Genomic DNA, 12,004 nt, shown 5'->3' on the forward strand with positions numbered 1-12,004 from the left:
ATTTTAATCAAAAAATAGAGAAGAAAAACTTAGAAGCATTAAAGTGTTTCTGAGTTTTTTAACTTTCTTTTCTATCTAGAAAAATAAGGCAAAGATAATTACGGAAAGCGTATGAAATGGTTTACTTTTTTTCAGAAATAAGCTATACTAGTTTACGTGAAACTATGATAAGATGGAGGTATTGTGTATGGTTGACAAACAAGTCATTGAAGAAATCAAAAACAATGCCAACATTGTGGAAGTCATAGGAGATGTGATTTCTTTACAAAAGGCAGGACGGAACTATCTAGGGCTCTGTCCTTTTCATGGTGAAAAAACACCTTCTTTCAACGTTGTAGAGGACAAGCAGTTTTACCACTGTTTTGGTTGTGGTCGCTCGGGTGATGTATTTAAGTTCATTGAGGAGTACCAGGGTGTTCCCTTTATGGAAGCTGTCCAAATCTTAGGTCAGCGTGTTGGAATTGAGGTTGAAAAACCGCTTTATAGTGAACAAAAGCCAGTTTCGCCTCACCAAGCTCTTTATGATATGCACGAAGATGCAGCAAAATTTTACCATGCTATTCTCATGACAACGACTATGGGGGAAGAGGCCAGAAACTACCTCTATCAGCGCGGTTTGACAGATGAAGTGCTCAAACATTTTCGGATTGGTTTAGCACCTCCAGAACGAAACTATCTCTATCAACGTTTGTCTGGCCAGTATCGTGAAGAGGATTTTCTAGATTCAGGACTGTTTTATCTTTCAGATGCCAATCAATTTGTAGACACCTTTCACAATCGCATTATGTTTCCCTTAACAAATGACCAAGGAAAGGTTATTGCCTTCTCAGGTCGTATCTGGCAGAAAACGGATTCACAAACTTCTAAGTATAAAAATAGCCGATCGACTGCAATTTTTAACAAAAGTTACGAATTATATCATATGGATAGGGCAAAAAAATCTTCTGGTAAAACCAGTGAGATTTACCTGATGGAAGGATTCATGGATGTCATTGCAGCCTATCGGACTGGAATCGAAAACGCTGTGGCATCCATGGGAACGGCCTTGAGTCGTGAGCATGTTGAGCATCTGAAAAGGCTAACTAAGAAGTTGGTTCTTGTTTACGATGGCGATAAGGCTGGGCAAGCTGCGACATTGAAAGCGCTGGACGAAATTGGTGATATGCCTGTGCAAATCGTCAGCATGCCTGATAACTTGGATCCAGATGAATATCTACAAAAAAATGGTCCAGAAGACTTGGCCTATCTATTAACGAAAACTCGTATTAGTCCGATTGAGTTCTACATTCACCAGTATAAGCCTGAAAATAGTGAAAATTTGCAGGCTCAGATTGAGTTTATTGAAAAAATAGCTCCCTTGATTGTTCAAGAAAAGTCTATCACTGCTCAAAACAGCTATATTCATATTTTAGCTGACAGTCTGGCATCCTTTGATTATGCCCAGATTGAGCAGATTGTTAATGAAAGCCGTCAGGCACAAAGGCAGAATCGCATGGAAGGAATTTCCAGACCGACGCAAATCACTATGCCTGTTACCAAGCAGTTATCGGCTATTATGAGGGCAGAAGCCCATCTACTTTATCGAATGATGGAATCTCCCCTTATTTTGAATGATTACCGTTTGCGAGAAGACTTTTCATTTGATACACCTGAATTTCAGGTTTTATATGACTTGCTTGGCCAGTATGGAAATCTTCCTCCAGAAGTTCTAGCAGAACAGACAGAGGAAGTTGAAAGAGCTTGGTACCAAGTTTTAGCTCAGGATTTACCTGCTGAGATGTCACCTCAGGAACTTAGTGAAGTAGAAATGACTCGAAACAAGGCTCTCTTGAATCAGGATAATATGAGAATCAAAAAGAAGGTGCAGGAAGCTAGCCATGTAGGAGATATCGACACAGCCTTAGAAGAATTGGAACGTTTAATTTCCCAAAAGAGAAGAATGGAGTAATAATGGCAACAAAACAAAAAGAAGTAACAACATTTGACGTACAAGTAGCAGAATTTATCCGTAATCATAAGCAAAAAGGGACAGCAACAGATGATGAAATCAATGCTAGTCTGGTGATTCCTTTTACCTTGGATGCTGATGGGATTGAAGACCTCTTGCAACGAATTCAGGACGCAGGGATTTCTATCACAGATAACGAAGGAAATCCGAGTGCGCGTGTTCTTAGCACTGAAGAAGAACCAGAACTCAGCGATGAGGACTTGATTGGTTCAACTTCTGCAAAGGTTAATGACCCTGTCCGTATGTACTTGAAAGAAATTGGGGTCGTTCCTCTCTTGACCAATGAAGAGGAAAAAGAATTAGCACTAGCAGTGGAAGCTGGCGATATCGAAGCCAAACAACGTCTTGCGGAAGCCAACCTTCGTTTGGTTGTTTCTATTGCTAAACGCTATGTCGGCCGTGGTATGCAGTTCCTTGACTTGATTCAAGAAGGGAACATGGGCTTGATGAAGGCGGTTGACAAGTTTGACTATTCTAAAGGATTTAAGTTCTCAACTTACGCAACTTGGTGGATTCGTCAGGCAATCACTCGTGCTATTGCGGATCAAGCTCGTACCATTCGTATCCCAGTTCACATGGTTGAAACCATCAATAAATTGGTTCGTGAACAGCGTAATCTCCTTCAAGAATTGGGACAAGATCCAACACCAGAACAAATCGCTGAACGTATGGATATGACACCTGATAAGGTTCGTGAAATCTTGAAGATTGCTCAAGAACCGGTATCCCTTGAAACTCCAATCGGTGAAGAGGATGATAGTCACCTTGGGGACTTTATCGAAGATGAAGTGATTGAAAATCCAGTGGATTATACAACTCGTATCGTCTTGCGTGAGCAGTTGGATGAGGTCTTGGATACTCTTACAGACCGTGAAGAAAATGTTTTGCGTCTACGTTTTGGGTTAGATGATGGGAAAATGCGCACTCTTGAAGATGTGGGGAAAGTCTTTAACGTAACTCGTGAGCGTATCCGTCAGATTGAAGCAAAGGCTTTGAGAAAACTACGCCAACCAAGTCGTAGCAAACCGCTTCGTGATTTTATTGAAGACTAAGAGTGAGGATGAATATGGCTTATACAGAAGAACAAATTGAAAATATCAAAACACGGATTTTAACAGCCTTGGAAGAAGTTATCGACCCTGAGTTGGGAATCGATATTGTCAATCTTGGTTTAATCTATGAGATTCGTTTTGACGGCGACACAGGACAAACAGAGATTGATATGACTTTGACAACCATGGGTTGTCCCCTAGCAGACCTTTTGACGGACCAGATTTATGATGCCATGACAGAGGTGCCAGAAGTAACGGATACTGAGGTCAAATTAGTTTGGTATCCAGCCTGGACAGTTGAAAAAATGAGTCGCTATGCACGCATTGCCCTAGGTATTAAGTAAACATATAAAAGCATGTGAGAGATTATTGGAAAAGCGAGGAAATTTCCCCCTCTTTTCCTCTAGTCTCTCCTTTCTTTTGCTGATTTTATTCAAAGAAAATGATATAATAGTAGTTATGGAAAAAAAGAAATTACGCATCAATATGTTGAGTTCAAGTGAGAAAGTAGCAGGGCAAGGAGTTTCGGGCGCTTACCGTGAATTAGTTCGTCTTCTTCACCGAGATGCAAAGGATCAATTGATTGTTACAGAAAATCTTCCAATAGAGGCAGATGTGACTCACTTTCATACAATTGATTTTCCCTATTATTTATCAACATTTCAAAAGAAACGCTCAGGAAGGAAAATTGGCTATGTGCATTTCTTACCTGATACACTTGAGGGAAGTTTGAAAATTCCATTTTTCTTAAAGGGAATTGTGAAACGCTATGTATTTTCTTTTTACAATCGGATGGAGCACTTGGTTGTTGTTAATCCTATGTTTATCGAGGATTTGGTCGCAGCTGGTATTCCACGTGAAAAAGTGACTTATATTCCTAACTTTGTAAACAAGGAAAAATGGCATCCTCTTCCACAGGAAGAGGTAGCGAGACTGCGTACAGAGCTAGGTCTTAGTGACAATCAGTTTATCGTAGTAGGTGCTGGTCAAGTTCAGAAGCGCAAAGGGATTGACGATTTTATCCGTCTGGCTGAGGAATTGCCGCAGATTACCTTTATCTGGGCTGGTGGTTTCTCTTTTGGTGGCATGACAGATGGTTATGAACGCTATAAGAAAATTATGGAGAATCCCCCTAAAAATTTGATTTTTCCAGGTATTGTATCGCCAGAGCGGATGCGCGAGTTGTATGCCCTAGCGGATCTTTTCTTGCTTCCTAGTTACAATGAGCTCTTTCCGATGACGATTTTAGAGGCTGCTAGTTGTGAAGCTCCTATTATGTTACGTGATTTGGATCTTTATAAGGTGATTTTGGAGGGAAATTATCGGGCGACAGCAGATAGAGAAGAGATGAAAGAAGCTATTCTGGAATATCAAGTGAATCCTGCTGCCTTAAAAGACCTCAAAGAAAAGGCTAAGAATATTTCCAGAGAATATTCAGAAGAGCATCTGTTACAAATCTGGTTGGACTTTTATGAGAAACAAGCCGCTTTAGGGAGAAAGTAAAAAGTGAGGTAATCTATGCGAATTGGTTTATTTACAGATACCTATTTTCCTCAGGTTTCAGGTGTTGCGACCAGTATTCGAACCTTGAAAACCGAACTTGAAAAACAGGGACATGCTGTTTTTATCTTTACGACGACAGATAAGGATGTCAATCGTTATGAAGATTGGCAAATTATCCGCATTCCAAGTGTTCCCTTCTTTGCTTTTAAAGATCGCCGCTTTGCCTATCGAGGCTTCAGCAAAGCACTGGAAATTGCTAAACAATATCAGCTGGATATTATTCATACCCAGACAGAATTTTCTCTTGGCTTGTTGGGGATTTGGATTGCGCGTGAATTGAAGATTCCAGTCATCCATACCTATCACACTCAATACGAAGACTATGTCCACTATATTGCTAAGGGGATGTTGATTCGTCCGAGTATGGTCAAGTACTTGGTTAGAGGTTTCTTGCATGATGTAGATGGGGTTATTTGCCCGAGTGAGATTGTCCGTGACTTGTTATCTGACTATAAGGTCAAGGTGGAAAAACGGGTCATTCCAACTGGGATTGAATTAGCTAAGTTTGAGCGTCCGGAAATCAAGCAGGAAAATTTGACAGAACTGCGTACTAAACTAGGGATTCAAGATGATGAAAAGATGTTGCTTAGTCTTTCCAGAATTTCCTATGAAAAAAATATTCAAGCAGTATTAGCAGCCTTTGCAGAAGTTCTGAAAGAAGAAGACAAGGTTAAACTGGTGGTAGCTGGGGATGGTCCTTATCTGGATGACCTCAAAGAGCAAGCCCAGAAACTAGAGATTCAAGACTCTGTTGTCTTTACAGGGATGATTGCTCCTAGTGAGACAGCTCTTTACTATAAGGCGGCGGATTTCTTCATCTCGGCATCGACAAGTGAAACCCAAGGCTTGACCTACTTGGAAAGCTTAGCCAGTGGAACACCTGTCATTGCTCATGGAAATCCTTATCTGGACAATCTGATCAGTGATAAAATGTTTGGAACCTTGTATTACGGTGAACATGATTTGGCTGGAGCTATTCTGGAGGCCCTGATTGCAACACCAGACATGAATGAGCATACTTTATCAGAGAAGTTGTACGAGATTTCAGCTGAAAACTTTGGGAAACGAGTGCATGAGTTTTATCTGGATGCCATTATTTCAAATAACTTCCAGAAAGATTTAGCCAAAGATGATACGGTCAGCCAGCGTATCTTTAAGACAGTTTTGTATTTACCGCAAAAGGTGGTTGCTGTGCCCGTAAAAGGCTCTAGACGTATGCTGAAGGCTTCAAAAGCACAGTTAATCAGCATAAGAGATTATTGGAAAGACCATGAAGAATAGAAAGAGGAACAGTATGAAAAAACAATTAATGAGAAGCGGTCGTGATAAAAAGATTGCTGGTGTTTGTGCTTGGGTAGCCCATTATTTTGATATGGATCCTACTATTGTTCGCGTAATATGGGGTGTTCTTGCTTTTGGTTATGGAGCAGGAGTTGTAGCTTATATCATTTTATGGATTATCGCACCGGTATCAACTGACTATTGAAAACTAGCTCAATTCATGCTAAGATAATAGAAAATAGAATGTAACGAAGGAGATAAAAATGGCATTTGGAGATAATGGAAATCGTAAAAAAACTATGTTTGAGAAAATAACCTTGTTTATCGTGATTATCATGCTAGTAGCAAGTTTATTGGGAATTTTTGCAACTGCTATTGGTGCCCTCAGTAATCTATAAAATAGATTCAAGAAAATTTTGTGACTGGGATTTCCCAGCCCTTTTTTAAAGTGAGAAGAAAAAATGAGTATGTTTTTAGATACAGCCAAGATTAAGGTCAAGGCTGGTAATGGTGGTGATGGCATGGTTGCCTTTCGCCGTGAAAAATATGTCCCTAATGGCGGTCCTTGGGGCGGTGATGGTGGTCGTGGAGGTAATGTAGTCTTCGTTGTAGACGAAGGTTTGCGTACTTTGATGGATTTCCGCTACAATCGTCATTTCAAGGCTGATTCTGGTGAAAAAGGGATGACCAAAGGGATGCATGGTCGTGGAGCTGAGGACCTTAGAGTTCGAGTACCACAAGGTACGACTGTTCGTGATGCAGAGACTGGCAAGGTTTTGACAGATTTGATTGAACATGGTCAAGAATTTATCGTTGCCCACGGTGGTCGTGGTGGACGTGGAAATATTCGTTTCGCAACACCAAAAAATCCTGCACCGGAAATCTCTGAAAATGGAGAACCAGGTCAGGAACGTGAGTTACAATTGGAACTAAAAATCTTGGCAGATGTCGGTTTAGTAGGTTTCCCATCTGTAGGGAAATCAACACTTTTAAGTGTTATCACATCTGCTAAACCTAAAATTGGTGCCTACCACTTTACGACCATTGTGCCAAATCTAGGTATGGTTCGCACCCAATCAGGTGAATCCTTTGCAGTAGCTGATTTACCAGGTTTGATTGAAGGGGCTAGTCAAGGTGTTGGTTTGGGAACTCAGTTCCTCCGTCACATTGAGCGTACCCGTATCATCCTTCATATTATTGATATGTCAGCTAGCGAAGGCCGTGATCCTTATGAGGATTATCTTGCCATCAATAAAGAGCTGGAGTCGTATAATCTTCGTCTCATGGAGCGTCCACAGATTATTGTAGCCAATAAGATGGATATGCCTGAGAGTCAGGAAAATCTTGAAGAATTTAAGAAAAAATTGGCTGAAAACTATGATGAATTTGAAGAGTTACCAGCTATCTTCCCAATTTCCGGATTGACCAAGCAAGGTTTGGCTACGCTTTTGGATGCTACAGCTGAATTGTTAGACAAGACACCAGAATTCTTGCTCTACGACGAGTCAGATATGGAAGAAGAAGCATACTACGGCTTTGACGAGGAAGAAAAAGCCTTTGAAATTAGTCGTGATGACGATGCAACATGGGTGCTTTCTGGTGAAAAACTGATGAAACTCTTTAATATGACCAACTTTGATCGTGACGAATCAGTCATGAAATTTGCTCGCCAGCTTCGTGGTATGGGGGTTGATGAAGCCCTTCGTGCGCGTGGTGCTAAAGATGGTGACTTGGTCCGAATTGGTAAATTTGAGTTTGAATTTGTAGACTAGGAGACTGGTATGGGAGATAAACCGATATCTTTCCGAGATGCGGATGGAAATTTCGTTTCCGCTGCAGATGTTTGGAATGAAAAGAAATTGGAAGAACTATTTAATCGTCTCAATCCAAATCGTGCCTTGAGATTGGCACGAACTAAAAAGGAAAATCCATCTTAAATACGTAAGATAAAACTCTAATTATCAGTCAAGTTAACTGTAACAAATAGAAGATAAGATCGAGAAAGGGCCAAAATTCGTCCTTTCTTTTTATTTATAAAGTATAATATATTAAAATAAAATATAAACAAATAGACTAGGGAATTCAAATCAAATTTCTAACAAGGCTTTATAAATTGTGTTGTCCTATTCTAGCTTCAAGACACTGTATTTTTTCTATTAAAAAGAATTTTTTTACAAAAATGGTTGGTTATTTAGTTTATTTATGCTATAATAGGAGCAATTATTTTTAGGAGGTGTCAGTATGTCTTATTTGTTTGAGATATTACCGAGTTTACTGAATGGTGCGAGCACGACTGTACAGGTCTTTGCACTGGTCTTGCTATTTTCGATTCCTTTGGGCGTTTTGATTGCCTTTGCCTTGCAAGTCCATTGGAAGCCCCTCCATTATCTGATTAACATTTACATCTGGATTATGCGGGGAACCCCCTTACTCTTGCAACTGATTTTTATTTATTATGTGCTCCCAAGTATTGGGATTCGTTTGGACCGTCTTCCTGCGGCTATCATTGCCTTTGTTCTCAATTATGCGGCTTACTTTGCTGAAATCTTCCGTGGTGGGATTGAGACTATCCCTAAAGGTCAATATGAGGCTGCTAAGGTCTTGAAGTTCAGTCCCTTTGCCACAGTTCGCTATATTATCTTGCCCCAAGTGACCAAGATTGTTCTTCCTAGCGTATTTAACGAAGTCATGAGTTTGGTCAAGGATACTTCTCTGGTTTATGCTCTAGGAATTTCAGATCTTATCTTGGCTAGTCGAACAGCTGCCAACCGTGATGCTAGTCTGGTTCCTATGTTCTTGGCAGGTGCTATTTACTTGATTTTGATTGGGATTGTGACCATTCTTGCCAAAAAAGTTGAGAAGAAGTACAGTTACTATAGATAGGAGGCTACCATGTTAGAATTACGAAATATCAATAAGGGATTTGGTGAAAAGCAAATTTTATCTAATTTCAGTCTAAAAATTCCTGAAAAGCAAATCCTGGCTATCGTTGGGCCTTCTGGTGGAGGTAAGACAACTCTCTTACGTATGCTTGCAGGTCTTGAAACCATTGATTTAGGGCAAATCTTTTATAATGGAGAACCTTTAGAATTGGATGAACTGGAGAAGCGCAATCTACTGGGATTTGTATTCCAAGATTTTCAACTGTTCCCTCATTTATCAGTTCTGGACAATTTGACCTTATCTCCTGTAAAAACCATGGGAATGAAGCAGGAGGATGCTGAGAAGAAGGCGCGTGGTCTTTTGGAACAATTAGGACTGGCAGGACATGCAGATGCCTATCCATTCTCACTATCAGGTGGGCAAAAGCAGCGGGTGGCTTTGGCGCGTGCTATGATGATTGACCCAGAAATCATTGGTTACGATGAACCAACTTCGGCACTAGATCCAGAATTGCGCTTGGAAGTGGAAAAACTGATCTTGCAAAATAGGGAACTTGGGATGACGCAGATTGTGGTTACCCACGATTTACAATTCGCTGAAAATATCGCAGATCAGATTCTCAAGGTTGAGCCCAAGTAGGAGGTGCCGATGACTAATAAGAAAATTGCTTTAGTATTGGTTTCGTTCCTGACTCTCTTTTTAACGGCTTGTACTCAGAAGGCTAGCGATCCAAAGCAGGATAACTGGGATAAGTATCAAGAGCAAGGCAGTATAACCATTGGTTTTGACAATACCTTTGTACCCATGGGATTTGAAGAAAAGAATGGCCAATATACGGGCTTTGATATCGACTTAGCACAAGCTGTCTCTGAAAAATTAGGTTTTAAGGTGCAATTTCAGCCAATCGACTGGGATATGAAGGAGACGGAACTGCAAAATGGAACCATAGATACCATCTGGAATGGCTATTCTGCGACTGATGAACGCCGAGAGAAGGTTGCCTTTAGCATTCCATATATGGAAAATCAGCAAGTTCTGGTTGCCAAGAAAAGCCAGCAAATTCGTTCAGTAGAGGATATGAAGGATAAGACCTTGGGAGCCCAAGCCGGATCCTCTGGTTATTTAGACTTTGAAGCCCAGCCAGATTTACTGAAAAATCGTGTTAAAGATCAGAAGGCCAATCAATACCAGAGTTTCAATGAAGCCTTGATTGATTTAAAGAATGATCGGATTGATGCCTTGTTGATTGACCGAGTGTATGCTAATTACTACCTCCAGTCTGAGGGGATATTAAATGACTATAATGTCTTTTCAGCTGGATTTGAAAGTGAATCTTTTGCAGTCGGAGTTAGACCAGCTGACAAAAGATTATTAACAGCATTAAACCAAGCCTTTATCGAACTATACCAAGAAGGAAAGTTCCAAGAAATCAGCCAAAAATGGTTTGGAGAAGATGTAGCAACTACAGAAGTAAAAGAAGGACTGTAAGATAAAATAGTGGCTGAGACTGCGTTTTGATTAATAAAACGTAGTTTTTTTCATCAAAAAAATCCTCTGACAAGAGCCAGAGGATAAGAGCTTATACTCAATGAAAATCAAAGAGCAAACTAGGAAGCTAGCCGCAGGCTGTACTTGAGTACAGCAAGGCAACGCTGACGTGGTTTGAAGAGATTTTCGAAGAGTATTATTTCATTGTTGGGAAGAGCAATACATCACGGATAGTAGTTGTATCAGTGAGAAGCATGCAGAGACGGTCGATACCGATTCCCAAACCACCTGTTGGTGGCATACCGTATTCAAGAGCTTCAATGTAGTCGTAGTCGATACCTGTAGCTTCATCATCACCAAGTTCTTTAGCTTTAGCTTGGGCTTCGAAACGGCTAAGTTGGTCGATTGGATCGTTGAGCTCAGTAAAGGCATTACCGTACTCCTTAGTCATGATGAAGAGTTCGAAACGGTCAGTAAAGCGTTGGTCTTCAGGATTCTTCTTAGCAAGTGGAGATACAGCTACTGGATGTCCATAGACAAAGGTTGGTTGGATCAAGGTTTCTTCAACAAACTCTTCAAAGAAGGCATTGATAATGTGGCCAACTTCAGTGTAGTGTTTCTCAACTGGAACTTTCTTCTCAGCAGCGATAGCTTTGGCTTCCTCGAAAGTCATGTCTTGCCAGAAATCTACACCAGTAATTTCCTTAATAGCATCAACCATGTGAACACGTTTGAATGGTTCGTTGATCTTGATCTCAGTTCCTTGGTAGTTGACTGGGCCATCACCTTTAACTGATTTAGCAGCGTGTTGGATAATTCCTTCAGTTAAGTCCATGATGTCTTGGAAGTCTGCATAAGCTTGGTAGACTTCGATAGAAGTAAATTCAGGGTTGTGAGTAGCATCCATTCCTTCGTTACGGAAGATACGGCCAATTTCATAGACACGTTCCATACCACCCACGATAAGGCGTTTCAAGTGAAGCTCAGTTGCGATACGAAGCACCATGTCAATGTTTTGGGCATTGTGGTGAGTGATAAATGGACGGGCAGAAGCACCACCGGCTTCATTATGAAGCACAGGTGTTTCCACTTCAAGGAAACCTTTTTGGTCAAGATAACGACGGATTTCAGAGATGATTTTTGAACGAGTGACAAAGCGCTCAAAACTTTCACGGTTAGAAATTAAGTCAAGGTAACGTTTACGGTAAATTGTTTCAACGTCTGTCAAACCGTGGAATTTCTCAGGGAGTGGGCGAAGTGCTTTAGACAAATGAGTGATGTGAGTAGCTTTGATAGAGAGTTCTCCCATATCTGTACGCATCACTTCACCTTCGACACCAAGGAAGTCACCAAGGTCTGCTTTTTTGAAGATTTCATAGTTTTCTTCACCGACAGCATCCTTACGAACGTAGATTTGGATCTGCCCTTCGCGGTCTTGAAGGTGGGCAAAACCTACTTTACCTTTACCACGTTTAGTTACCAAGCGTCCTGCGATAGTTGCTGTTTCATTTTTATCATGTAATTGTTCTTTATCGAGGTCAGCAAATTTATCTTTTAATTCTTGTGAATTTGCAGTGCGTTCAAAGCGTTTTCCGAAAGGATCGATTCCTTGTTCACGGAGCGCAGCCATTTTTTCACGGCGAACGATCTGCTGGTCATTTAGTTCTTCCATATGTTCTGTTGACATGGGATCCTCCTAGTTTTACTCAAAATTGAATACGATGAGTCA

At 40.7% G+C, this 12,004-nt stretch carries 13 protein-coding genes; 12 read left to right on the forward strand and 1 reads right to left on the reverse strand.

The genetic code is table 11. From position 1 onward, the window contains the following. Window positions 1-187 precede the first annotated feature (187 nt). The 12 genes from dnaG (at window position 188) to N8L90_RS01575 (ending at window position 10,275) form a co-directional block, all read left to right on the forward strand. A complete protein-coding gene (gene dnaG / locus N8L90_RS01520) occupies window positions 188-1,948 on the forward strand; it encodes a DNA primase (protein WP_261023899.1) in 1,761 nt (586 codons plus the stop codon). A gap of 2 nt (window positions 1,949-1,950) precedes the next feature. Further along, entirely contained in the window at window positions 1,951-3,060 is a 1,110-nt protein-coding gene (gene rpoD, locus N8L90_RS01525) for an RNA polymerase sigma factor RpoD (protein ID WP_000201903.1), read from the forward strand. A gap of 14 nt (window positions 3,061-3,074) precedes the next feature. After that, window positions 3,075-3,404 (forward strand): metal-sulfur cluster assembly factor, encoded by a 330-nt coding sequence (locus N8L90_RS01530; RefSeq protein WP_000331929.1) that lies wholly within the window; start codon window positions 3,075-3,077, stop codon window positions 3,402-3,404. Window positions 3,405-3,519: 115 nt separating this feature from the next. Next, on the forward strand, window positions 3,520-4,563 hold the full coding sequence (gene cpoA, locus N8L90_RS01535) for an alpha-galactosylglucosyldiacylglycerol synthase (RefSeq protein WP_050281568.1): 1,044 nt from the start codon (window positions 3,520-3,522) through the stop codon (window positions 4,561-4,563). 15 nt (window positions 4,564-4,578) lie between these two features. Beyond that, complete coding sequence (locus tag N8L90_RS01540) at window positions 4,579-5,904, forward strand: glycosyltransferase family 4 protein (protein ID WP_069288824.1); 1,326 nt, start codon at window positions 4,579-4,581, stop codon at window positions 5,902-5,904. Between the two features lie 28 nt (window positions 5,905-5,932). Continuing rightward, window positions 5,933-6,109, forward strand: coding sequence for a PspC domain-containing protein (locus N8L90_RS01545; protein ID WP_261023938.1), 177 nt, complete (start codon window positions 5,933-5,935; stop codon window positions 6,107-6,109). Between the two features lie 58 nt (window positions 6,110-6,167). Then, a complete protein-coding gene (locus tag N8L90_RS01550) occupies window positions 6,168-6,302 on the forward strand; it encodes a DUF4044 domain-containing protein (protein ID WP_000863859.1) in 135 nt (44 codons plus the stop codon). Window positions 6,303-6,365: 63 nt separating this feature from the next. Further along, complete coding sequence (gene obgE, locus N8L90_RS01555; protein WP_261023900.1) at window positions 6,366-7,676, forward strand: GTPase ObgE; 1,311 nt, start codon at window positions 6,366-6,368, stop codon at window positions 7,674-7,676. 9 nt (window positions 7,677-7,685) lie between these two features. Beyond that, entirely contained in the window at window positions 7,686-7,841 is a 156-nt protein-coding gene (locus N8L90_RS01560; RefSeq protein ID WP_000502582.1) for a hypothetical protein, read from the forward strand. Window positions 7,842-8,145: 304 nt separating this feature from the next. Continuing rightward, window positions 8,146-8,787 carry an amino acid ABC transporter permease gene (locus tag N8L90_RS01565; protein WP_261023901.1) on the forward strand — a complete coding sequence of 214 codons (642 nt, stop codon included), beginning with the start codon at window positions 8,146-8,148 and terminating at the stop codon, window positions 8,785-8,787. A 9-nt stretch (window positions 8,788-8,796) separates the two neighbouring features. After that, on the forward strand, window positions 8,797-9,426 hold the full coding sequence (locus N8L90_RS01570; protein WP_261023902.1) for an amino acid ABC transporter ATP-binding protein: 630 nt from the start codon (window positions 8,797-8,799) through the stop codon (window positions 9,424-9,426). Between the two features lie 9 nt (window positions 9,427-9,435). Beyond that, window positions 9,436-10,275 carry an amino acid ABC transporter substrate-binding protein gene (locus tag N8L90_RS01575; protein WP_261023903.1) on the forward strand — a complete coding sequence of 280 codons (840 nt, stop codon included), beginning with the start codon at window positions 9,436-9,438 and terminating at the stop codon, window positions 10,273-10,275. 196 nt (window positions 10,276-10,471) lie between these two features. Here the strand turns inward: N8L90_RS01575 and lysS are convergent, their stop codons facing one another. Beyond that, window positions 10,472-11,962, reverse strand: a complete 1,491-nt coding sequence (gene lysS / locus N8L90_RS01580) for a lysine--tRNA ligase (RefSeq protein WP_261023904.1) — start codon at window positions 11,960-11,962, stop codon at window positions 10,472-10,474. Window positions 11,963-12,004: the final 42 nt, after the last annotated feature.

The sequence above is a fragment of the Streptococcus mitis genome (assembly GCF_946190115.1).
Taxonomy (GTDB): Bacteria; Bacillota; Bacilli; order Lactobacillales; family Streptococcaceae; genus Streptococcus; species Streptococcus mitis_CO.